We start from the raw sequence: 22,880 nt of genomic DNA, 5'->3' as shown, positions 1-22,880 counted from the left end.
GCCAAAGCAACAATCGCGGGCGTTTGCGCCCGGCAGGGGGATGCCATGGGGGCTTGGGTCAGCTTCGCGACGGGATGGGTTGTGCGGGCCGGCGCCATGGCGGCGCTGGTGCTTGCCGCGGGGGCGGCGCTCGCCCAGCCGGCAACGGTCCCGCCCGGCGAGGCGGCTAACGCCGCTGCCCCCAACGCCCGCATCGCCGTGTGGGACATCCCCGATGTGGACCTCCTGCCCGATGACGCCTATGGGCAGCTGGTGCGCTACGGTCGTTCCGTGCTGGAGGCGACGGCGCGCCATATCGGCCCCGATGCGGCGGACCCGGCCATGCGCTTCGCCGGCAACAATCTCGCCTGCGTGAACTGCCACCTCAACGCCGGGCGCAAGAAATTCGGCCTGCCGCTGGTGTCGGCTTCAGCGGACTATCCCGCCTATTCCACGCGCACGGGCAAGGTGGCGACACTCGAGGACCGCCTCGACAATTGCATGATGCGTTCCATGAATGGACGGCCCATGCCGCGGGATGCCCTGCCCATGCAGGCGCTGGTCGCCTATCTGCGCGTGCTCTCCTCCGCCCTGCCAAAGGACGCGCGCATCGAGGGCGCTGGGGCGGGCGCCGTCCCCGAACTCGACCGCCCCGCCGATCCGCAGCGCGGCGCGCGGGTCTACGCGCAGAATTGCCAGTTCTGCCATCGCTCGGGCGGGGAGGGGCTGCGGCGCAATCCGGTGGATGCGAACTTCGGCTATGGGGTGCCGCCCCTGTGGGGGCCCGACAGCTTCAATGACGGCGCCGGCATGAACCGTCTCATCACCATCGCCAATTTCGTGCACGACAACATGCCCAACGGCACCGACTGGCTGATGCCGGTGTTGTCCGCGGAAGAGGCGTGGGATGTGGCCGCCTATGTGGTGAGCCAGCCCCGCCCGTCCCGTCCCGCCTTCGCGGCCGACTTCCCGGACCTGCTCGCGAAGCCGGTGGACACGCCCTATGGGCCCTATGCGGACGGCTTTCCGCCGAGCCAGCACAAATATGGCCCGTTCGCCCCCATCCGTGCCGAGATCGCTCGGCTGAAGGCGACGCTGGGGAATGTGCCCAATCCAGAGGCGCGGTAGGGGTTATCTGGGCGTTGAGGACTGGCAGGCGCCCGGCTTGCCCACCGGCGTGCCCTGGCCGAACCAGTTGCCGCACTTGTCGCAGCCGGAAACGGCGATGGCCAGCGCGGCGACGGCGGCGAGACGGATGGCGACGCGCATGGCTTCTCCTTGAAACGCGAGCGGCAGATTAGGCGATCCACCGCGGAAGGGAAGGGGCCGCGCCGCCGCGGCCCCTCGCTCCTCAATAGACGATGACGTGCCGCACCACCTCGCCGCGGTCGAGGCGGTCGAAATTCTCGTTGATGGTGTCGAGCGGCCCGGTGGAGGAGAGCAGGCGGTTCACCGGCAGCTTGCCGCGCTTGTAGAGCGCCATGAAGCGCGGGATATCGCGCGGCGGCACGCAGCTGCCCATGTAGCTGCCCTTGATGGTGCGCTCCTCGGCGACGAGATGCACCGGCGGCAGGGAAATGCGGGCGTTGGGATTGGCGAGGCCGCCCGTGGTGGTGGTTCCGCCGCGGCGGGTGATCTTGTAGGCGAGCTCGAAGGCGGGGGCGGAGCCTGCCATCTCGATGGCGTGGTCCACGCCGCCGCGGGTCGCCTCCTTCACCGCCTCCACGATGTCCGGATCGCTGGCGAGGAAGGTATCGGTCGCACCGATCTGGCGGGCGAGGTCGAGCTTCTGGGGCGACAGGTCGAGGGCGACGATCTGGTCGGCGCCCGCCGCCACCGCGCCCATCACCGCCGAAAGGCCGACGCCGCCGAGGCCGACCACAGCGACACTCTGGCCCGGCCGCACGCCGGCCGTGTTCACCACCGTGCCGACGCCGGTCATCACCGCGCAGCCGAACAAGGCGGCGTCGATGAGCGACATCTCCTTGTCGATCTTGATGATGGAGCGGCGCGAGACCACCGCATACTCGCCGTAACCGGCGATGCCGCACAGGTGGTAGATGTCGGTGCCGTCATCGCACTTCAGGCGACGTCCGCCGCCGAGCAGGGTGCCGGCGCCGTTGGAGGCCTGTCCCGGTCCGCACAGTTGCGCCCGGCCTTCCATGCAGGAGGGGCAGGTGCCGCAGGTCGGCACGAAGCTCATCACCACATGGTCGCCGGCGCTGAGATCGTCGACGCCTGGGCCGGTCTCCACCACCACGCCCGCGGCCTCGTGACCGAGCACCATGGGGAGCTGTCGCGGACGGTCGCCGTTGATGACGGACAGATCGGAATGGCACAGGCCCGCCGCCGCCACCTTGATGAGCACCTCGCCGGCCTGGGGCGGCGCGAGCTGAACCGTTTCAATCGAGAGCGGACGCGTGTCCGCATAAGGCTTGTTGACCGGAGACGTGCGCAGGACGGCGGCGCGGATCTGCATCTTTTCCTCCCGATGCTGTTACCGCGTTTTCGGACGCCGCAGGGCGGAGCGTCAAGCGCGGGAGACTGCGCATTTCGCAGGGGGCGTGGGCCGTCTCCCGCTCCGGACGCATGGAGCGTGGGCGGGAGCGGGCGGGAAGGCGGAGATGGGTCCGTCAGGCCGCTTCGGCCGTCATGCCGGACAGCAGGAGGTCGGCGGTCTGCCCGGCGAGCAGGGCGACGTTGGCGTCCTTGGTGATCATGGCGGCGACGATGGCGCCGTCGATCAGCACACCCAATTGGTGGGCGGCACCGTTGGGGTCGCGCGCGCCGGCCTCTGCGGCGAGGCGGGTGATGGTTTCCAGCACCACCTTCTTATGGGCGAGGGCGATCTGGCGCATGCGGTCGTCGGCCTTGTCGTGCTCCGCCACCGCATTGATGAAGGGGCAGCCGAAGAAGCGGGCGTCGCCGAACCATTCGCGCAGCACAGGGAAGATGCGGCGCAGGCGCATCTGGGCGGTTGCCTCGCCTTTCAGCAGTTCGCCGAGAAACCAGTCGCGCCAGGTCGCGCCCTCGCGCTCCAGCACCGCTTCCACCAGCCGTTCCTTGGAGCCGAACGATTTGTAGAGGGTCGCCTTGGCCGTCGCCGCCTCGGCAACCACGGCGTCCACGCCCACCGCATTGATGCCGTGCTGGCAGAACAGCCGCGTCGCGGCCTGAAGGATGCGCTCGCGCGCCTTCGGCTCGGCCTCGCCGGCGTCCGGCGCGGCGTGGGGATTTGCCTTGGGGCGGCTTGCCTTCGTTTGCTGCATCGCTTCTCACCAATGTGCCACTTTCGCGTGCACTCAGACAGACCTGTCTGTTTTCTACAGGCACGAAACGTGCCGGACAAGCGCCGCCGACTTTTCCCGCAGTTCCTTATTTCTCATGAGGAAACGCAGTTCTCCTTCAGTCCGTCGCGGCCCTCGGCGGATCTGGCACAGCGCGTGCATAAGACAGACCGGTCTGTCTACACGACCCAAGGAGATCCTGATGACTGCGCCCCAGACCGCACTGACCGGCTGCCTCGCGCCAGAAGCGACCACGGGCTGCCTTGCGCCCATCGACAAGGAAGGCCTCGCCAAGCTCATCGCGGCCGGCAAGGCGGACCCCAAGGTCATCAAGACCCTGAAGTGCAAGACCGTCGCCGAAGGCCGCTTCCGCCACGCCAATTACATCCGCAATCTCGAGCCCTACATCGTTGATGAGCCCCCGGGCCTGCTCGGTGACGACACAGCCCCCAACCCCTCCGAGGCTTCTCTGGCCGCGCTCGGCTCCTGCCTCGCCGTGGGCCTCCACGCCAATGCGGTGCATCGCGGCTGGACCGTTCGCAAGCTGGAGCTGCAGCTCGAGGGCGACCTCAACATCACCGCCGTGTGGGGCACGGGCGACGTGAGCGAGAAGCCGGTCGGCTTCACCGACGTGCGCGTGAAGGTCGACATGGAGTGCGACGGGGTGCCGAAGGAGGAGATCGACGCGCTCATCTCCCACGTCACCAAGTGGTCGCCCGTCGCCAACACCTTCGTGCGTCCGGTGAACCTGGAGGTGGCGCTGGGCTGACCCCGACGCCGAACGCCCCGGCCGTCTTCGGCCGCATCCTGCCCGGCGCTGTCCGGGCAGGCTCCCGCCCTACCCCTCGTCGAGGATCACCATGTCGCTGCCTGTGCCGCACGCCGCCGTCACCGCCTTGTCGCCGCATGATCCCGCTGCGGCCGATCTCGATGCCGGCATCGCGCTGGCCGAGATCGGCAAGATCGCGCGGACCGACCTTTCCGCCTGGGCGCGGGCCATCGACGAGGGCACCTATCCCGCAACGCTCCTGCATCGCTTCGCCGACGCCGGAGCCTTCCGCCTGCATCTGTCGCAGGGCCACCGGCTGGGCAATGCCATCGAGGGCATGTCCCGCGTGTCCGAGGTCTGCGCCGCCACCGGCTTCATGGCGTGGTGCCAGAACACTTTGGTCTGGTACCTCATCAATTCCGAGAACGAGGCGCCGCGCGCCAAATATCTCGCCGCCGTCGCTACAGGCCACGTGCTCGGCGGCACCGCTTTGTCCAACCCCATGAAGTCCTTCTTCGGCATCGAGACGCTGAAGTTGAAGGGCACGCGGGTGGAGGGCGGCTACAAGGTGAAGGGCATCCTGCCCTGGGTCTCGAACCTCGGCCCCGACCATTTCTTCGGCTGCATCTTCGCCGTGGACGGCGCCGCGCCGGTGATGGCCATCATCGATTGCGCCGAGCCGGCCGTGACGCTGAAGCCCTGCGAGCCGTTCCTCGGCATGGACGGCACCGGCACCTACGGCGTGCAGGTGCGCGACCTGTTCATTCCCGACGACATGGTGCTGGCGCACGACGCCATGTCGTTCGTGAAGAAGATGCGGGCCGGGTTCATCCTGCTCCAGGCCGGCATGGCCATCGGCCTCATCCGCGATTGCATCGCCATGATGCGCGAGGTCGAGGAGCCGCTCGGCCACGTGAACCGCTATCTCGACGTCCAGCCCGACCAGCTCTGCGAGACGCTGGCGGCCATGGAAACGGAAGTGAACACCCTCGCCGAGACGCCGTTCGATACGAGCCCGGACTATTGGCGCCGTGTCGTTTCCGCCCGCCTGCTGGCCGGCGAGAAGAGCGTCGAGGCCGCCCATAATGCCATGCTCCACTGCGGTGCCCGCGGCTATGTGCGCGCCTCCCGCTGCCAGCGGCGCCTGCGCGAGGCCTATTTCGTCGCCATCGTCACGCCGGCCACCAAGCAGCTGAAGCTGATGCTGGACCAGATGCCGGCCTGAGGCCGGCCGCCCGTTTCAAAACATGAGGGGCAAAAGCCCCCGGAGCCTTCCGAAAGAGTGTCCTCCTGACCCGCAAGAGGGGATCACCATGAGCGCAATCCTGATTTCGCCGCCCGATCTGTCGACCCTCATCCTGTCCGAGCCCACCGTCGTCATCGATACCCGCGACCCTGCGAGCTACGCCGCCGGGCACATCCCCGGCGCGGTGAACCTGCACGAGATCTTCACCTTCCTCGCCACCTCGACCCCCGAGGGCTATGCCGAGCTGACGGAAAAATTCGCCGACGCCTTCGGCAAGGCCGGCCTCTCCGGCAAGGAGACGGCGGTGATCTACGAGCAGTCGATGAATTCCGGCTTCGGCCAGTCCTGCCGCGGCTATTTCCTGCTGACCTTCCTCGGCTATCCGAAGGTGAAGGTGCTGCATGGCGGGTTCGCCGCCTGGACGGCCGCGGGCCTTCCCGTCTCCACCGACGTGCCCGAGCCCAAGGCCGCCACCTTCCCGGTGGACCAGGCCGCTGGCGAGGTCATCATCGATGCCAGCGCCATGCTGAAGGCGGTGGAAGACCCGGCCGTCGCCAAGCTCGACGTGCGCGATGTGGACGAGTGGATCGGCGAAAGCTCGTCGCCCTATGGCAAGGATTTCTGCCCCCGCAAGGGCCGCATACCCGGTGCCAAGTGGATCGAGTGGTACCGCATGATGAAGCCGACCGCCGAAGGGCCGCGCTTCAAGTCCTCCGCCGAGATCCTCGCCGAGTGCGCCACCGTGGGCATTTCGCCCGAGACCCCCGTCTATCTCTACTGCTTCAAAGGGGCGCGGGCCTCCAACACTTTCCTCGCGCTGAAAGAGGCGGGGGTGAAGGACGTGAAGATGTATTTTGGCTCCTGGAACGAGTGGTCGCGCGATCCGTCCCTGCCCATCGAGGAGGGGCACCCGGCCGCGGCCCTCGGCTGAACCGAGCCAAAGGAGCCCCGCCGTGCCCGAGATCATCTGCTATTTCAGCCCCCAGTCCGGTTATGCCTATCTGGGGCACGGCCGCCTGCGCGAGATCGCGCGCGCGGCGGGCGCCGACATCCTGTGGCGTCCCGTCGACATCCTGAAGGTCTTCGCCGAGGGCGGCTCCACCGCCCCGGCGAAGCAGTCGCCCCAGCGCAACGCCTATCGCAAGCAGGACATCGTGCGCTGGGCCAAGGTGCGTGGCATCTCCATCAACACCGAGCCGAAGTTCTGGCCCACGGATACGCTTCCCGCCTGCCGGCTCATCGCGGCGGCGCAGCTCGAGGGCATCGACCCCGCCGACCTCATCGGCGCCTGCCTCTCCGCCGTCTGGGCGCGGGACATCCAGATTTCCGAGCGGGACAACCTCGTTCGCCTCGCCAATGAGGTGGGCCTGGATGGCGAGAAGCTCGCCACCCTTTCCGACAGCGTGGAGGCGGCCGACAAGATCGCCCGCAACACCGCCGCTGCCATCGAGGCCGGCGTGTTCGGCTCGCCCACCTATGTCGTGAACGGCGAGATGTATTTCGGCCAGGACCGGCTGTTGTTCGTCGCTGCGGCGCTGGGTGTGGCGCAGGAGCCGGTGGCACAGGAGCATCTGTCGTGAGCGCGCCGCTCGTCATCATCGGCGCAGGGCAGGCGGCGGCGCAGGCCGTCACCTCCCTTAAGGCGGAGGGCTATGGGAAGCCCATCATCGTCATCGGCGACGAGCCCTATCTGCCCTACCAGCGCCCGCCGCTCTCCAAGGCCTATCTCGGCGGCGAGATGACCGAAGACCGGCTGGAGCTGAAGGCGCCCGCCTTCTATGCCGAGGCCGGCGCCGAGATGCGCCTCTCCACCCGCGTCGCCCGCATCTTTCCCGTGGGCAAGGAGGTGGAGCTTTCCGATGGCGCCCGTCTCACCTACGGCGCACTGCTGATCGCTACCGGCACCCGCGCCCGCGCGCTGCCTGTGCCGGGGGCGGAGCTGCCCGGCGTTTTCTCCATCCGCAGCATCGACGATGTGAAGCACTTCCGTGCGGCGGCGCAGCCGGGCGCGCGGCTGGTCATCATCGGGGGCGGCTATATCGGGCTGGAGACCGCCGCCAAGGCGAAGACGCTCGGGCTCGACGTGACCGTGGTGGAAGGCGCGCCGCGGCTTCTCGCTCGCGTCGCCTGCACCACCATCTCGGATTTCGCCCGCCTGCTGCACGAGGGGCACGGCGTCGCCGTCCTCACCGGCACCGGCGTCGCCCGTATTCTGGGCACGGACGGCGTGACGGGTGTGGAGCTCGCCGACGGGCGGGTGCTCCCGGCCGATCTCGTGCTCTCCGCCGTGGGCGCGGTGCCCAATGGCGAAATCGCCGCCGATGCCGGCCTCGTCATGGAAAACGGCATCCGGGTGGATGAGACGACCCGCACCAGCGTGCCCGACATCTATGCTGCCGGAGACGTGGCCAACTTCCCGAGCAAGCTCTACGGCCGGCGGGTTCGCCTTGAATCCGTGCAGAATGCGATCGATCAGGCCAAGGCTGCCGCAAAAGCAATCAGCGGTGGAGCGGTTGCATACGATCCGGTGCCCTGGTTCTGGTCCGATCAGTATGATGTGAAGCTGCAGATCGCCGGCCTTCTCGACGGGCACGACCGCACCGAATGCGAGGGCGACGTCGCCGCGGGACGCTTCTGCGTCAGGTACTTCGCGGGGGATCGCCTCGTCGCGGTCGCCTCCGTCAACGATCCCAAAAGCCACATGCTGGCGCGCAAGGCGCTCGCCACCCCGCAGCCCGTCCCCGTTCCCGGGTGAGCGTGGCACGGGCATTGCCCTATCCCAGCGTCACATTCGTCTGGTCCATCGCAAGCCCTCACGGAGAGCCCTGATGTCGATGTTTTCCAACCCGTTCTCGCTGAAGTCCACGCTGCGCCGCTGCCTGTGCGGGCGGCATGCGAGCGCGGAGGAGCATGCGGCGGCGGAGCGGGCTGCGACGCTCTCCGATGAGGCGCGCTACAAGGAGGTGGTCGCCTCCGGCCTCATGCGGGCGCTGTTTCCCAACGACCTGAAGCGCCGTGCCTTCCTCAAGGCCGTCGGCACCTCCACCGCGGCGGCGGCCCTCGCCACCTTCTTCCCGCTCGACGCCGCCACCGAGGCCTTCGCCCAGACCGGCAAGCCGGAGAAGACCGACCTGAAGGTCGGCTTCATCCCCATCACCTGCGCCACGCCGATCATCATGGCCCATCCGATGGGCTTCTATACCAAGCACGGCCTGAACGTGGAGGTGGTGAAGACGGCCGGTTGGGCGGTGGTGCGCGACAAGACCATCAACAAGGAATACGACGCCGCGCACATGCTGGCGCCCATGCCGCTCGCCATCTCGCAGGGGCTGGGCTCGAACCCGATCCCGTTCGTCGCGGCGGCCATCGAGAACATCAACGGCCAGTCCTTCACGCTCGGCATCAAGCACAAGGACAAGATGGACGTGAAGTCGTGGAAGGGGCTGAAGTTCGCCATCCCCTACGACTTCTCCATGCACAACTACCTGCTGCGCTATCTCCTCGCCGAGAATGGCCTCGACCCGGACACCGACGTGCAGCTGCGCGTGGTGCCGCCGCCGGAGATGGTGGCGAACCTGCGGGCCGAGAACATCGACGGCTTCCTCGCCCCGGACAACGTGGCCCAGCGCGCCGTGTTCGACGGCGTGGGCTTCATCCATTCCTTGTCCAAGACCATGTGGGACGGACACCCCTGCTGTTCCTTCGCGGCCAGCCGCGAATTCATCTCGACCATGCCGAATACTTACGCGGCCCTGCTGCGCGCCATCGTGGATGCCACCGGCTATGCCTCGAAGGCCGAGAACCGCAAGGCCATCGCCGAGGCCATCGCGCCGGCGGCCTATCTCAATGCTCCGCCCATCGTTCTGGAACAGGTGCTGGTGGGCAAGTATGCGGACGGGCTCGGCAACATCAAGGACGACCCCAAGCGCGTCGATTTCGATCCCTTCCCGTGGGACAGCTTCGCCGTATGGATGCTGACCCAGATGAAGCGCTGGGGTCAGATCAAGGGGGAGGTGGACTACACCAAGGTCGCCAACGAGGTCTTCCTCGCCACCGATGCCGCCAAGGTGATGAAGGAGATGGGGCTGACCCCGCCCGCCACCACCATGAAGTCCTTCTCGGTGATGGGGAAGGTGTTCGACCCGGCAAAGCCCGCCGAATATGTCAGCTCCTTCGCGATCAAGCGGAGCTGAGCGGATGAAGAGCCTCGGCGTGCGCGCCGGCCTCCTCTCGGTGCTGCTGTTCGTCGCCTTCTGTGCGTTGTGGCAGGTCGCCGTTACCCCGAGCGCGAGCTCGGGGCCGGCGCTCGATCCCGAATATGCCAAGCTCATGGGCATCGCGACCCAGGGCGCCAAGTCCGCCATGCCGGGGCCGCTCGATGTGGCGGGTAAGCTCTGGGACAACCTCAAGCGGCCGTTCTACGACAACGGCCCCAATGACAAGGGCCTCGGCCTCCAGCTGCTCTATTCCATCGGCCGGGTGTTCATCGGCTACGGGCTGGCGGTGCTGGTGGCGGTGCCCATCGGCTTTCTCATCGGCATGTCGCCGCTGGCCTACCGGGCGCTCGATCCCTTCATCCAGGTGCTCAAGCCCATCTCGCCCTTGGCCTGGATGCCGCTCGCCCTCTACACCATCAAGGATTCCTCCCTCTCGGCCATCTTCGTCATCTTCATCTGCTCCGTCTGGCCCATGCTCATCAACACCGCCTTCGGGGTTGGGGCGGTGCGCAAGGAGTGGCTGAACGTGGCGCGCACACTGGAGGTGGGGCCGTGGCGGCGCGCCTTCACCGTGATCCTGCCGGCTGCGGCGCCCACCATCCTCACCGGCATGCGCATCTCCATCGGCATCGCCTGGCTGGTTATCGTGGCGGCGGAGATGCTCGTGGGCGGCACGGGCATCGGCTACTTCGTTTGGAACGAGTGGAACAACCTCTCCATCGCCAATGTGATCGTCGGAATCCTGCTCATCGGCGTCGTCGGCATGGCCCTCGACCTCATTCTCGCGCGCTTGCAGAAGCGCGTGACGTTTCCGGAGTGAGGGCCATGGAGAACGCCAAGACCGAGAGCGATCCCAAATTCATCTCCATCGAGGGCATCGCCCGGCGCTATCCGGCGCCGGGGGGCGGCTCCACCACCATCTTCGAGGATCTGTGGCTGCCGGTGCAGAGGGGTGAGTTCGTCTGCATCATCGGCCATTCCGGCTGCGGCAAGACTTCGGTGCTGAACATCCTCGCCGGGCTCGAAGAGCCTTCGGACGGCGTGGTGGTGGTGGACGGGCAGGCCATTTCCGGCCCGAGCCTCGATCGCGCGGTGATCTTCCAGGGCCATGCGCTGCTGCCGTGGAAGAGCGTCATCGGCAATGTGGGCTATGCGGTTTCCTCCCGCTGGCGGAAGGCGGGGCGCGCCGAGGTGGAGGAGCGCGCGCGCCGCTTCATCGATCTCGTCGGCCTCAAGGGCAACGAGCTGAAGCGGCCGGCGGAACTCTCCGGCGGCATGCGCCAGCGCGTGGGCATCGCCCGTGCGCTCTCCATCGAGCCGAAGATCCTGCTGATGGACGAGCCCTTCTCCGCCCTCGATGCGCTCACCCGCGGCACGTTGCAGGACGAGGTGCGGCGCATCTGCAAGTCCACCGGCCAGACGGTCGTTATGATCACCCACGACGTGGACGAGGCCATCTACCTCGCCGACAAGATCGTGCTGATGACCAACGGGCCGGAGGCGATGATCGCCGAGGTGGTGGAAAATCCGCTGCCCATGGAGCGGGCCCGCGACAGCATCCACCGGGAAGAGAACTACTACGCGGTGCGTAACCACCTCGTGGACTTCCTCGTCTCCCGCAGCCGCACGTTCAAGGCGGAGATGCCGGCAGGCTACGACCGCCGCCACCCGCCCGTGGTGCGTCTCGGCTGCCCGCCGGAGGCCGCGCCCGCGCCAGCCAACACCATTCCCTTCCCCGCCATCGCCAGCGCGCGCGACTGACGGGCTTACCTCTTCGACCGAACCCAAGCGGAGACCATAAGAAAATGAAGCGCGAGCAACTGACCGAGAAGCTCCTCGACATCAAGCGCGAGAAGGGCTGGACCTGGAAATACATCTGCGACGAGATAGGCGGCATGTCGCCGGTGCTGGTCGTCGGCGCGCTGCTGGGCCAGATGAAGCTGGTGAAGCCGCTGGCGAAGAAGGCCGCCGAGCTGTTCGGCCTCTCCGAAGTGGAAGAGCGGATGCTCAACGAGGTGCCCATGCGCGGCGCCGGCACGCCTATGCCGCCCACCGACCCCCTGATCTACCGTTTCTACGAGCTGGTGATGGTCAACGGTCCGGCCTGGAAGGCGCTCATCGAGGAGGAGTTCGGCGACGGCATCATGTCGGCCATCGACTTCAACATGGAGATGGTGCGCGAGCCGAACCCCAAGGGCGATCGGGTGCAGATCACCATGTCGGGCAAGTTCCTGCCCTACAAATATTACGGTAACGAGCAGGGCATCCCCGACTACGGGTTCAAGGAAAGCTGAGCCGGCCCTTCGCCGCGCGGCCAAAGAAAAACCCCGCCGGGTGACCGGCGGGGTTTTTGTTTCGGACGAAAGGCCCAGACCTATTCGTTGAACAGCACCGGCTGCTCGGGCGCCGGCGCCTCGGCGGCGGCCTCGGTGCCTTCGCCGGCACGGGTGCGGAAGCGGCGGCGACGCGGACGCGGGGCATCGGCCTCGGCGGCCTCCGCCCCCTCCTCGCGGGGCGTCTCGGCTGCGGCCTTGGGTTCCGCCTTGGCCTCGACCTTCGGTTCGGCCTTCGGCTCCGCCTTGGGCTCGCGGGGCTCAGCCTTCGGCTCGCTCTTCACTTCGGCCTTGGGCTCCGGGCGCTCCTTGGGAACGGCAGGCGCGCCGGTGATGAAGGACGGCAGGCCGAGATCTTGCTCCTCGACGCGCGGGGCGCGGGGCGGACGGGGCTGCTCGGCCTCCTCGCTGCGCGGGGCGCGAGGCGGGCGCGGCTGCTGGTCGCCATCGTCGCTGCGGGGCGCGCGCGCCGCACGGGGCACGAAGCCCTCGCCGTTCTCGTCGCGGTTGCGACGGCGGAACTCGCGCGGCTCGCGCTGTTCCCTCGGCTCGCGCTGCTCGCGGGGTTCACGCTGCTCGCGCGGTTCCCGGTTCTCGCGGGGTTCCCGATTCTCGCGGAACTCGCGGTTATCGCGGGCCTCGCGCGGCTGGTACCCCTCGTCGTCATCCCGGTTGCGGCGGAAGTTGCCCTGCCGGTTGTCGCGCTGGCCGCGATCATCCCGCTGGCCACGGTCATCCCGCTGCCCACGGTCATCGCGTGGGCCCCGGTCATCCCTCTGACCACGATCGTCGCGCTGGCCCCGATCATCGCGCTGCCCCCGATCATCCCGATTGTCGCGGGACTGGTAGGGCTGCTCGCTGCGGCCATAGGGCTGGTCGTTGCGACCATAAGGCTGGGGCGCGTCGAGGGAGGACACGTCGTCCCCGTCCTCGTCGTCGCCGTCCTCGTCGCGGCCGAAGCCGTTCACCGGGGCGAACTGACCCTGCAGCGAGGCGATGAGGCGCAGGTAATGTTCCGCATGCTGGAAATAGTTCTCAGCAGCGACGTGGTCGCCGGAGGCCTGAGCGTCGCGGGCGAGCTGCTGGTACTTCTCCGCAATGTGGTGGGCCGTCCCACGCACCTTCACATCCGGGCCGTTCGACTCATACACCCGCGTCAAAGGGTTTGAGCTGCGCCGGTTGTTGTTGCGGCCGCGCATGCGCTTCTGCTGACCATTTCTCATATGGATCGATCTCTACTCGCCCGGCGTTCACGCCGCCGTCTGCGCCCGGCCGCATCGCGCCGGTACAATCCGCATATCCCGCCGGGCTTCCCGCTCCGGCGGTGCGCGTCTCATGAAACGAACCCTCGGAATTCCACCCCATCGGAATGGGCCCGTGGCACGCTGCTCTGTCCGCAGGACAAGACCGTCAGATCCGCGGAAGCCGCCTGCGCCGGCGTCCGCGCTGGACCAAAGCGAAAGTCGTCAAGAAATCAGGATCAGTCCGATCATCGAGCCCCGTTCCGTGCCCCCAGCACGGGCGCCGTTACACGAGAGGTGGCAACCCGAGACGACATCGCCCAAGACGCCACCGACATTCCGTGAGTCGCGCGTATCCAGCACCGTGAAACGATCCAACCGCAGGATGCTTGCATGAGCTGCGCCATCGCGCGCTCCACGCTCTCGCATCCTCAGCGACCGAAACATCCGTTTGAGATTTCGGAAGCCCGCATCAGCCCTCTGGACCGATGCCCCGGTTCGATTCCTGCGACTGACACTAGCCATTTCCCTCAAAGGTTCCAAGCCTTTTTTCGTCAGCCGTCTCGTTTGCGGCCCCGTGCCACCGGGCGCAAAGGGCGCGCGGGATGCCACCGAGGTCGGCGCGCGCCGGGCCGAGAACCCTCAGCCCTGCGCATTGAACGAGGGCGGCGACGGCCGGTTCCTGTCCCGCGCCAAGTTCGAGAACAGCCACGCCGTCGGGCTTCAGCAGGCGCGGCAGGTCGGCGGCGATGGTGCGGTAGGCGCCGAGGCCGTCAGCGCCGGCCACGAGAGCCAAATGGGGATCGTGGAGGCGCACATCTATGGCAAGCCCAGCCATTTCGTCCTCCGCGATGTAGGGCGGGTTGGAAACCACGAGGTCAAAGCCACCGACGAGTGCGCTGCCCCAGTCGCCGACGACAACAGACGCGCGGTCCGCAAGGCCGTTCGCCTCGAGGTTGGCCAGCGCCGTCCGGGCCGCGTTCTCCGAGCGGTCGACGGCGATGCCTGTTGCTGTCGGCCGCTCCGCAAGCAGGGCGGCGAGGATGGCGCCCGTGCCCGTGCCGAGGTCGAGGATGCGCAGCGGCGCGGCGCGGTCTGGAAAGAGGGACAAAGCCGCCTCCACCACCGTCTCCGTGTCCGGCCGCGGCACCAGCGTGTCCGGGGACAGGCAGAAGGTGAGGCTCCAGAACTCCTTGTGTCCGAAGATGCGGGCCACCGGCTCCCCCGCGAGCCGCCGGGCGAGGAGCGCCTGGGCAGCGGCAGACATCTCGGGCGTCGCGGAAGTGGTGCCGCGCTCTAGAAGCTCGCCTGGCGCGCATCCGAGGGCATGGGCCAGCAGCAGCCGTGCATCCAGTTCCGGCGTCTCCACGCCCGCGGCGGCGAGGCGCGCGGTCATTTGCCGGCGCAACTGGGCGATGGTCAGGTCGGCCGCGGGTGTGTCGCCGGGGCCGGGCACGGCTCAGGCCTCCTCGGCGGCTGCGAGCAGGGCGGCCTGATGCTCGGTCAGCAGCGGTTCGATGATGTCGTCGAGCGCGGTGCCGGCGATCACCTCCTCCAGCTTGTAGAGGGTGAGGTTGATGCGATGGTCGGTCACGCGCCCCTGCGGGAAATTGTAGGTGCGGATGCGCTCGGAGCGGTCGCCGGACCCGACCTGCCCCTTGCGGTCGGCGGCGCGGCCGGCCTCCTTGCGCTGGCGCTCTTCGTCCAGAAGGCGGGACCGCAGCAGTGCCATGGCGCGGGCCTTGTTGCGATGCTGGGAGCGCTCATCCTGCACCGCCACCACCGTGTTGGTGGGGATGTGGGTGATGCGCACCGCCGATTCCGTCTTGTTCACATGCTGGCCGCCGGCCCCTTGGGCGCGGTACACGTCGATGCGCAGGTCGGCCTCGTTGATGTCCACGTCCACATCCTCCGCCTCCGGCAGCACGGCCACGGTGGCGGCGGAGGTATGGATGCGTCCGCCCGCCTCAGTGGCCGGCACTCGCTGGACCCGGTGGACGCCGCTCTCGAACTTCAGCCGGGCATAGGCGCCCTTGCCGTGGACGGCGGCGACGATTTCCTTGTAGCCGCCCATGGTGCCCTCGCTCTCGGACAGCACCTCCACGCTCCAGCCCTTGTCGGCGGCGTAGCGCGTATACATGCGGTAGAGGTCGCCCGCGAACAGCGCCGCCTCGTCGCCGCCGGTGCCGGCGCGCACCTCCAGAATGACGCCGCGCTCGTCCATTGCGTCCTTGGGCAGAAGCGCGAGGCGCACGGCGGTCGTCAGTTCGGCGATCCGCGCATCCAGCCGCTCCACCTCGGCCTCGGCCAGGGTGCGCATCTCCGGGTCGCCGGCCGAATCGGCGAGCAGCTCCCGGGCGCCCTCCAGGTCGCGTTCCGCGTCGCGCAGGGCCCGCACCTGCTCCACCACGGGGGAGAGATCCGAGAACTCACGCCCGAGGCGGACGAACTCCTCCCCCTCGGCCCCGTGGGACAGGGCGGCCTCGATCTCGGCATGCCGGGCGACCAGCTGGTCGAGTTTGGCGAGGGGCAGGGTGTTCATAAGGGGCTGACGGATCCGGACGGTTTGGGGGAAAGGCAAGAAAAGGGGCAAGACAAGAGCAGAGGCGCGCGAGGGCGCCCGCTAGAGCGGCAGGCCGCAGTCCCGCGCGAACTTGGTCAGCACGGCGCGCGGATCGGCCGCGCCGGTCCGGTCCTCGAGCAAGGGCAGCAGCACCTTGCGGGCGGCCGAGACATCGGTCTCGAGCAGCATCGCCTTGACCGGCCCCATGGCCGCCGGGGAGACCGACAGGGAGCGGTAGCCCAAGGCGGCAAGGGCGACCGCCTCCAGGGGACGGGAGGCCAGTTCGCCGCACAACGTCACAGGCTTGCCATGGCGGATGCCCGCCTCCGCCACCAGCCGGAAGGCCCGCAGGGCCGGGGGCGAGAGCGGATCGAATCGGTCGGCAACCCGCACGTTGGCGCGGTCGGCCGCATAGAGGAACTGCACGAGATCGTTGGAGCCCACCGACAGGAAGTCGGCCCGGGACAGAATCTCGTCCAGCTGGAAGAGGAGGGACGGCACCTCCACCATGGCGCCCACATAGACCCGGTCCGGCAGGCCGTGGCCGTGCCGGCGCAGGTGCGTCAGCTCCCGTTCCACGAGGGCCCGGGCGCGATCGAACTCCTCCACCGCAGCGACCATGGGGAACATCACGCGCAGTTCCCGTCCGGCGCCGGCGCGCAGCAAAGCGCGCATCTGGCTGCGCAACAGGCCCGGCCGGTCGAGTCCAAGGCGGATGGCGCGCCAGCCGAGGGCCGGGTTCTCCTCTTCCACCGTCCGCATGTAGGGCAGCACCTTGTCGCCGCCGATATCGAGGGTGCGGAAGGTCACAGGGCGGTCGCCCGCGGCGTCCAGCACCGCGCGGTAGAGCTTCAGCTGTTCGGAGATGCGCGGGAAGGCCGACGCGATCATGAACTGAAGCTCGGTGCGGAACAGGCCGATGCCCGCAGCGCCGGTCTCGGCGATGTGCGGCAGGTCCACCAGCAGGCCCGCGTTCAAGTTAAGGTCCACATGCACCCCGTCCTTGGTGACGGAGGGGCGGGTGCGCAGCGCGGCATACTGGGCCTGCCGGCGGGCGCGGAAGCGCACCTTCTCGGCATAGGCCTCCTCGACGTCCCCCGGCGGGCGCAGATGCACCTCGCCGGCCTGGCCGTCGACGATCACGGGGTCGCCCTGATCGGCGAGGCCGGCGGCATTCTCCACCTGGCCCACGGCGGCAATGCCCAGCGCGCGGGCGACGATGGTCACATGGCTGGTGGTGCCGCCTTCCTCCAGAACGAGGCCGCGAATGCGGGTGCGGTCATAATCCAGCAGGGCCGCCGGGCTCATGTTGCGGGCGACGAGGATGGCGTTTTCGGGCAGCGCCTCGCGTTCCGAACTGCGGGACCGGCCGGTCAGTTCGCGCAGGAGCCGGTTGGCGAGGTCGTCGAGGTCGTGCAGGCGCTCGCGCAGATAGGGGTCGGAGGCGCGCATCATGCGGGCGCGGGTATCCGACTGCACCCGCTCCACCGCGCCCTCGGCGGTGAGGCCGGAGAGCACGGCCTCGCGCATTTTGTGCATCCACCCCCGGTCGTGGGCGAACATGCGGTAGGCTTCGAGGATGTCGCGATGCTCGCCGGCCTTGGAGAGGCCGTCGTCCTCCAGCATCAGGTCGATGGAATGTCTGAGTTTGCCGATGGCGGCGTCGAGCCGGGCGGTTTCCTTCACCACGTCGTCGGCGATGACGTTGGTCACCCGGATGCGCGGCTCGTGCAGCACCACATGGCCAAGGCCAAGCCCGTCGGCGAGGGCGACGCCCTTGAGGTGGAGCGGCCGGCGCACGGCGGGTTCGGCACCGGGCTTGGCCAACGCCGTCAGTTCGCCCGAGGCGATCATCTCCGCCAGCACCATGGCGGTGGTCTGGAGGGCCTCGATCTCCTCTTCCGTATAGGTGCGGCGGGCGCGGTTCTGCACCACCAGCACGCCCAGCGTGTTGCCGCCGCGCAGGATCGGCACGCCGAGGAAGGAGTTGTAGACCTCTTCGCCCGTCTCCGGACGGTAGGAAAATTCGGGGTGGGACTGGGCGTCCAGCAAGGCGAGCGATTCGGCCTCGCGGGCAACATGGCCGACGAGGCCCTCATTCACGCTCATGACGGTCAAGTGAACCGCGTCCCGGTTCAGACCTTCTGTGGCGTACAGCTCAAGGGTCTGATCGACGCGCAGCACGTAGACCGAGCAGACTTCCGCCACCATGTTGGCGGCGATCAGCACAACGATCTTGTCGAGGCGGTCCTGCGCGCTGACCGGCTCCGCCATCACCTCGCGGAGACGCCGGAGCAGCACGCGCGGACCGCCGAGCGCGCCACGCATCGGCCGCATCCTTAAAAATGAGCGGGTTCAGTATCCCCGCGAGGCTATCCAACGGATGGCGCGCCCCCGCAGGGCTACCGTCAACGGTTCCGCCCTCAGCTGTCCAGCCCGTATAGCGAATGGAGAGTCCGGACCGCAAGTTCGGTATAGGCCGCATCTATCAGGAAGGAGATCTTGATCTCCGACGTGGTGATGGCGCGGATGTTGATACCACGGCCCGCGAGCGCCTCGAACGCCTTGGCGGCGACGCCGGCGTGGGAGCGCATGCCGATGCCGATGACCGACACCTTGGTGACGTCCCCGGCGCCTTCGATCGCCTGGAAGGCGATGGAGTCGCGGGCCCGCTCGATCACCGCCTTGGCGCGCTCGAAATCGGCCGTGGGGACGGTGAAGGTGATGTCGGTATAGCCATCCGCCGACACGTTCTGGACGATCATGTCCACATTGATGTGCGCGTCCGCCAGCGGGCCGAACACGGCGGCGGCGATGCCGGGCTTGTCGGCGACGCGGCGAATGGAGACCTGGGCTTCGTCCTTGGAGAAGGCGATGCCCGTGACCACCTGCGATTCCATCTGGCTTGCCACGATTTCCTCCTCGTCGCAGATGAGCGTTCCCGCCTTCTCGACCTCGCGCATCTCCGGCGCGTCGGGGTCCACAAGGCTCGAGCGCACGAAGGTGCGCACATTATGCACCATGGCGAGCTCCACCGAGCGCACCTGCAGCACCTTGGCGCCGAGCGAGGCCATTTCCAGCATCTCCTCGAAGGCGATGCGGTCGAGGCGGCGGGCCTTGGGCACCACGCGCGGGTCGGTCGTGTAGACGCCGTCCACGTCGGTATAGATGTCGCACCGCTCGGCCTTCAGCGCCGCGGCCACCGCCACCGCCGAGGTGTCCGAGCCGCCACGGCCGAGCGTCGTGATCCGCCCCGTGGGCAGGTGCATGCCCTGGAAGCCGGCGATCACCGCCACCTCGCCGCCCTCGATGGAGGTGGCCAGACGGTCGGCGTCGATGTCCATGATGCGGGCGGAGCCGTGGGCATCGTCGGTGGAGATGGGGATCTGCCACCCCTGCCAGGACCGGGCGGAAATGCCCATTTCCTGCAGGGTGATGGCCAGCAGGCCGCTGGTCACCTGCTCGCCGGAGGCGACCACCGCGTCATATTCACGCGCGTCGTAGAGCGAGGAGGCATCCTTGCACCAGGCGACCAGTTCGTTGGTCTTGCCGGACATGGCGGAGACCACGACGGCCACCTTGTAGCCGGCCTCCACCTCGCGCTTGACGTGGCGCGCCACGTTGCGGATGCGCTCGATATTGGCGACCGATGTGCCGCCGAACTTCATGACAAGCCGAGCCATCGCTCGTGCCTTTCCTGAGCTTTTGAAGCTTGGGGGACATGCACAATCCGGCACCGCCCGCGGCGGACCGGGTCAGCCGGCATCATTTTCGCCCGCGCGCCTCGGCGAAGCGAGTGCCGGCGGTCATGATTAGGCAAATGGAAGTGGCCGAGCCGAACATTCCTGAACGTCCTTGCCGCACACGTCATATTTTGGCCGTGCGGTGCATGTGGCGCCTCCATAACCGCAAGACGGAGCCGGGGCAACTGCCTCGGCTTGTCCGATGGTTCATAGTGCGGCACTTAATTACCCTTTGGGGAGCTGTTCATGACCACGAGCCACGCCGCCTTCCACCTCGACCCACGCTTGGAGGCGGACGGTCCCGCGATCGGCGAACTCCCTCTGTGTCATCTGCGCCTAGTGGACGATGCACGCTTCTTCTGGGTGGTTCTCGTGCCCCGGCGCACTCGCATGGTGGAGCTCATCGACCTCGCCTTCACTGACCGTCACCTGCTGATGGAAGAGATCGCGGTGGTCTCGTCTGTGGTGCGCACCGTCTCCGACTGTGCCAAGCTCAACGTGGCGCTGCTTGGAAACGTGGTGCCCCAGCTCCACGTGCATGTGGTCGGACGCGACCCCGGCGATGCGGCTTGGCCTGGGCCGGTGTTCGGCGCGGGAGAACGGGTACCGCTTGCCGAAACAGAACGCGACCGCCGCATCGCGGCCCTCGCCACCGCCCTCGCCATCACCTAACAGGTCTGGCGACCTTGCTTCCGGGGCGCCTGCGTGCCACCGTCTGTCCGCGCCGCCGACGCGGCGCTCGCGCCGGAATCGCTGTCTCCCCATGTCCTTCATTTCCCGTCCCGATCTCGGCGCCTGGCCGACCCTCGGTTATGTGGACAGCCCGCTTGACCGCGCCTGCCACCTGCGTGCCGGCGCCGCCGATCTGCTCGATCATCCTTCAGCCCGCTTCTACCTGCTCGGGGGAGAACTGGTCGCGCTGAAGGGCGCCGGCCCGGTGTTCGATCCCCTCTTCGACCGGGCGGAAGCTGAGGCTCGCGGGCGCGGAGAGGCGCTGTTCCTCGGCATCGAGGGTGACGGCGCGCCGCGCTTCGCCATGGGGTTCGATCCCGGCCTGCGGGAGACGCTGGAGGGCGAGGGGCTCACGGTCACGGACCTGCGCACCATTGCCGTCAGCGGCCTGATCGCGCCGCAACACCTCGGGCCTGTGGCCTGCGGCAAGGCACTGTGCGCCTGGCATACGCGGCACGGCTTCTGCGCCAATTGCGGTGCTGCCTCTCGCATCGTGGACGCCGGCTGGCGGCGGGATTGCCCCTCCTGCGGGGCCCAGCACTTTCCGCGCACCGATCCTGTCGTCATCATGCTCACCGCCCGCGGCGACCGCTGCCTGCTCGGCCGCCAGCCGCATTTCGCGCCGGGCATGTGGTCGACGCTCGCCGGCTTCGTGGAGCCGGGCGAGACCATCGAGGACGCGGTGCGCCGCGAAACGCTGGAAGAAGCCGGGGTCCGGACCGGCAAGGTGCGCTATCTGGCGAGCCAGCCGTGGCCCTTCCCCATGTCGCTGATGATCGGCTGCATCGCTGAGGCGACGAGCGAGGAACTGGTCATCGATCGCAATGAACTGGAGGATGCCCGCTGGTTCGGCCGGGACGAGGTGACGCTGATGCTCACCCGCACCCATCCCGACGGGCTGTTCGTGCCGCCGCCCATCGCCGTCGCGCACCACCTGATCCGCAATTTCATCGAGGGCGGGCATGCTTGAACCGGCGGCGCCCGAAGGTGCTCCACGCCCGGCGCGCCTTGCCCGTCTGACGCATCTGCTCGACCGCTTTTTCCCTGATTCCCGCCGTGGCACGCGGACCGGTCGCCGACCGCCCTCCCTCGTCTACGGCCTCGACGATAAGGTGCCGCCCGCGGCGCTGATCCCGCTCGCCGCCCAGCACGCCATGCTGGCCGTGACCTTCCTGATCTACCCGGTGCTCGCCGCCACCGAGGCGAAGCTGCCCGCGGACCAGATCTCCGCGATGGTTTCGGCCTGCGCCATGAGCATCGGGGTCGCGACCATCATCCAGTGCATGCGCACCCGCTTCGGCTCCGGCTATCTCGCCGTGCACATCCCCGCGCCCGGAGCGATCCCGCTGGCGGTGCAGGCGCTGGCGCTGGGCGGGCTGGGGCTGATGGCGACGACGACGCTCCTCGTCGGCATCGCGCAACTGTTCATCGCCCGACTGGTGCGGCCCCTCCGCGTGCTGCTGCCGCCGGAAGTGTGCGGCGTCGCGGTGAGCATGCTCGGCGTCTCGCTCGCGAGCCCGGCGCTCAGGCGGGCGCTCGGGCTCGACCATGGCCCCATGGTTGAGGAGAATGCCGTTCTCTCCAGTCTGGCGACCGTAGGCATCATCGTCGCCATCACCGTATTCGCGCCGCGGCGACTGAAGCTGTTTGCGGTGTTCGCGGGGGCGAGCATCGGCTGGATCGTGGCGCTCTCGCTTGGGGCCGGACGTCCCGAAGCGCCGGACGCCATCGCCGCGGCGCCGCTCCTCGCCTTGCCGACCCTGACCCTGCCGTCCTTCCAGTTCGCCCCAGCGCTGTTCCCGCTGATGGCGCTGCTGGTGGTGATGAACCTCGTGGACGTGCTCTCCGTCACCGTGTCGCTGGAAAAGATGAACGATGCCGACTGGCGCCGCGCCCACATGCCGGCGGCGCAACGGGCGGTGACGGCCTGCGGCATCGGCAACATCTTGAACGGGCTCACCTCCGGCTTCCAGTCGGGGCTCTCGTCCTCCTCCGTGGGCCTCGCCTTCGCCACCCAATCCACGGCGCGCGTCATCGGCTTCACCGCCGGCATCATGATCTTCGCCATCGCCTTCGTGCCCAAGGCGATCGTGGCGCTTACCCTCATCCCCTCGCCGGTGATCGGCGGAATTCTGCTCTACACCTCCGCCTATCTGGTGGTGGCGGGCATGGACCTCGTGACCTCCCGACGCCTCAGCGAGCGGCGGGTGTTCGTGGTCGGGCTCTCGGTGCTGGCGGGCCTCTCCGTGGCGCTTCTGCCCATCACCCGCCAATTGCCGCTGATGCTGCAGCCCTTGTTTTCGACGCCGCTGACGGTGGGGGCGCTGAGCGCGATCATGCTCAACCTCCTGTTCCGCATCGGCATCGCGCAGGAGGCCGTGGAGGAGGTGCCGGAGGGGGCGCACGCTTTCCCCTTCGTGCGGGATTTCCTTGAAAATCAGGGCGATAACTGGGGCGCCCGGCGCGACGTGATCGCCGCGGCCATCCCAACGGTCGCCCAGGCGCTGGAGCTGGTGGCTGACAGCGGCATCGCAGAAGGCCCCATCGAGCTGCGTGCGCGGTTCGACGAGAGCCACCTCGATGTCTCGGTCGTCTATGACGGCATCGTCATGGAGGCGCCGAAGGAGCGGCCCTCACCGGAGGCGCTTTTGGGCGACGCCCAGGAGCAGGCCTCCTTCGCCGCCTATATGCTCACCCATCTGTCCGACCACGTGAGCTTCGGCCGCACGGGCGGCCGCGCCCGCATCATGGTGCGGTTCGATCACTGAAC

The 22,880-nt window shown here is 68.1% G+C and carries 21 protein-coding genes; 13 read left to right on the top strand and 8 right to left on the bottom strand.

Annotated features, from left to right (window positions below):
- Nucleotides 1-45: 45 nt before the first annotated feature.
- Nucleotides 46-1,107 carry a c-type cytochrome gene (locus D7006_RS20650; protein ID WP_237354387.1) on the top strand — a complete coding sequence of 354 codons (1,062 nt, stop codon included), beginning with the start codon at nucleotides 46-48 and terminating at the stop codon, nucleotides 1,105-1,107.
- Between the two features lie 3 nt (nucleotides 1,108-1,110).
- On the opposite strand, the gene D7006_RS20645 is transcribed toward D7006_RS20650, so the two are convergent.
- The 3 genes from D7006_RS20645 to D7006_RS20635 all read right to left on the bottom strand — a co-directional run bounded on the left by D7006_RS20645 (nucleotide 1,111) and on the right by D7006_RS20635 (nucleotide 3,248).
- Nucleotides 1,111-1,248: a hypothetical protein gene (locus D7006_RS20645; RefSeq protein ID WP_168462333.1), complete on the bottom strand. Its 138-nt coding sequence runs from the start codon at nucleotides 1,246-1,248 to the stop codon at nucleotides 1,111-1,113.
- Nucleotides 1,249-1,330: 82 nt separating this feature from the next.
- Complete coding sequence (locus D7006_RS20640) at nucleotides 1,331-2,458, bottom strand: zinc-dependent alcohol dehydrogenase family protein (protein ID WP_024277344.1); 1,128 nt, start codon at nucleotides 2,456-2,458, stop codon at nucleotides 1,331-1,333.
- A 154-nt stretch (nucleotides 2,459-2,612) separates the two neighbouring features.
- On the bottom strand, nucleotides 2,613-3,248 hold the full coding sequence (locus D7006_RS20635) for a TetR/AcrR family transcriptional regulator (RefSeq protein ID WP_237354386.1): 636 nt from the start codon (nucleotides 3,246-3,248) through the stop codon (nucleotides 2,613-2,615).
- Nucleotides 3,249-3,468: 220 nt separating this feature from the next.
- Here D7006_RS20635 and D7006_RS20630 point away from each other — a divergent pair, with 220 nt between their 5' ends.
- From D7006_RS20630 to cynS, 9 genes are all read left to right on the top strand, one after another.
- On the top strand, nucleotides 3,469-4,035 hold the full coding sequence (locus D7006_RS20630; RefSeq protein WP_169121591.1) for an OsmC family protein: 567 nt from the start codon (nucleotides 3,469-3,471) through the stop codon (nucleotides 4,033-4,035).
- 91 nt (nucleotides 4,036-4,126) lie between these two features.
- Nucleotides 4,127-5,260 (top strand): acyl-CoA dehydrogenase family protein, encoded by a 1,134-nt coding sequence (locus D7006_RS20625; protein ID WP_229646525.1) that lies wholly within the window; start codon nucleotides 4,127-4,129, stop codon nucleotides 5,258-5,260.
- A gap of 88 nt (nucleotides 5,261-5,348) precedes the next feature.
- On the top strand, nucleotides 5,349-6,212 hold the full coding sequence (locus D7006_RS20620; protein WP_237354385.1) for a sulfurtransferase: 864 nt from the start codon (nucleotides 5,349-5,351) through the stop codon (nucleotides 6,210-6,212).
- Between the two features lie 22 nt (nucleotides 6,213-6,234).
- The gene (locus D7006_RS20615; RefSeq protein WP_237354384.1) at nucleotides 6,235-6,861 is read left to right on the top strand and encodes a 2-hydroxychromene-2-carboxylate isomerase; all 627 of its coding nucleotides are present in this window, start codon (nucleotides 6,235-6,237) and stop codon (nucleotides 6,859-6,861) included.
- Nucleotides 6,858-8,036: an NAD(P)/FAD-dependent oxidoreductase gene (locus tag D7006_RS20610; protein ID WP_237354383.1), complete on the top strand. Its 1,179-nt coding sequence runs from the start codon at nucleotides 6,858-6,860 to the stop codon at nucleotides 8,034-8,036. Before D7006_RS20615 ends, D7006_RS20610 begins: the two co-directional genes overlap by 4 nt.
- Before the next feature lie 73 nt (nucleotides 8,037-8,109).
- The gene (locus D7006_RS20605; protein WP_169121586.1) at nucleotides 8,110-9,474 is read left to right on the top strand and encodes a CmpA/NrtA family ABC transporter substrate-binding protein; all 1,365 of its coding nucleotides are present in this window, start codon (nucleotides 8,110-8,112) and stop codon (nucleotides 9,472-9,474) included.
- A 4-nt stretch (nucleotides 9,475-9,478) separates the two neighbouring features.
- Nucleotides 9,479-10,318: a nitrate ABC transporter permease gene (gene ntrB, locus D7006_RS20600; RefSeq protein WP_169121585.1), complete on the top strand. Its 840-nt coding sequence runs from the start codon at nucleotides 9,479-9,481 to the stop codon at nucleotides 10,316-10,318.
- 5 nt (nucleotides 10,319-10,323) lie between these two features.
- The gene (locus D7006_RS20595; RefSeq protein WP_237354382.1) at nucleotides 10,324-11,259 is read left to right on the top strand and encodes an ABC transporter ATP-binding protein; all 936 of its coding nucleotides are present in this window, start codon (nucleotides 10,324-10,326) and stop codon (nucleotides 11,257-11,259) included.
- A 44-nt stretch (nucleotides 11,260-11,303) separates the two neighbouring features.
- The gene (gene cynS, locus D7006_RS20590; RefSeq protein ID WP_051678988.1) at nucleotides 11,304-11,792 is read left to right on the top strand and encodes a cyanase; all 489 of its coding nucleotides are present in this window, start codon (nucleotides 11,304-11,306) and stop codon (nucleotides 11,790-11,792) included.
- A gap of 80 nt (nucleotides 11,793-11,872) precedes the next feature.
- Here the strand turns inward: cynS and D7006_RS20585 are convergent, their stop codons facing one another.
- The 5 genes from D7006_RS20585 to D7006_RS20565 all read right to left on the bottom strand — a co-directional run bounded on the left by D7006_RS20585 (nucleotide 11,873) and on the right by D7006_RS20565 (nucleotide 19,318).
- A complete protein-coding gene (locus D7006_RS20585) occupies nucleotides 11,873-13,030 on the bottom strand; it encodes a DUF4167 domain-containing protein (RefSeq protein ID WP_237354381.1) in 1,158 nt (385 codons plus the stop codon).
- A gap of 559 nt (nucleotides 13,031-13,589) precedes the next feature.
- Nucleotides 13,590-14,468 carry a peptide chain release factor N(5)-glutamine methyltransferase gene (gene prmC, locus D7006_RS20580; protein WP_237356966.1) on the bottom strand — a complete coding sequence of 293 codons (879 nt, stop codon included), beginning with the start codon at nucleotides 14,466-14,468 and terminating at the stop codon, nucleotides 13,590-13,592.
- 63 nt (nucleotides 14,469-14,531) lie between these two features.
- Nucleotides 14,532-15,614: a peptide chain release factor 1 gene (gene prfA / locus D7006_RS20575; protein WP_237354380.1), complete on the bottom strand. Its 1,083-nt coding sequence runs from the start codon at nucleotides 15,612-15,614 to the stop codon at nucleotides 14,532-14,534.
- An 81-nt stretch (nucleotides 15,615-15,695) separates the two neighbouring features.
- A complete protein-coding gene (ptsP, locus tag D7006_RS20570; RefSeq protein WP_169121581.1) occupies nucleotides 15,696-17,963 on the bottom strand; it encodes a phosphoenolpyruvate--protein phosphotransferase in 2,268 nt (755 codons plus the stop codon).
- 95 nt (nucleotides 17,964-18,058) lie between these two features.
- Nucleotides 18,059-19,318 (bottom strand): aspartate kinase, encoded by a 1,260-nt coding sequence (locus tag D7006_RS20565; RefSeq protein ID WP_229646533.1) that lies wholly within the window; start codon nucleotides 19,316-19,318, stop codon nucleotides 18,059-18,061.
- A gap of 306 nt (nucleotides 19,319-19,624) precedes the next feature.
- On the opposite strand from D7006_RS20565, the gene D7006_RS20560 reads away from it, so the two are divergent.
- From D7006_RS20560 to D7006_RS20550, 3 genes are all read left to right on the top strand, one after another.
- Nucleotides 19,625-20,050 (top strand): HIT domain-containing protein, encoded by a 426-nt coding sequence (locus tag D7006_RS20560; protein WP_237354379.1) that lies wholly within the window; start codon nucleotides 19,625-19,627, stop codon nucleotides 20,048-20,050.
- Between the two features lie 91 nt (nucleotides 20,051-20,141).
- Nucleotides 20,142-21,080, top strand: a complete 939-nt coding sequence (nudC, locus tag D7006_RS20555) for an NAD(+) diphosphatase (protein WP_237354378.1) — start codon at nucleotides 20,142-20,144, stop codon at nucleotides 21,078-21,080.
- Nucleotides 21,073-22,878 (top strand): solute carrier family 23 protein, encoded by a 1,806-nt coding sequence (locus D7006_RS20550; protein ID WP_169121577.1) that lies wholly within the window; start codon nucleotides 21,073-21,075, stop codon nucleotides 22,876-22,878. Before nudC ends, D7006_RS20550 begins: the two co-directional genes overlap by 8 nt.
- The last annotated feature ends 2 nt before the right edge of the window (nucleotides 22,879-22,880 follow it).

Source organism: Xanthobacter sp. YC-JY1 (genome assembly GCF_021730305.1).
In the GTDB taxonomy this organism is placed as follows: domain Bacteria; phylum Pseudomonadota; class Alphaproteobacteria; order Rhizobiales; family Xanthobacteraceae; genus Xanthobacter; species Xanthobacter flavus.
Note: the sequence above shows the minus strand (reverse complement) of the source record. Positions and strands in the feature narration are given on the sequence as shown.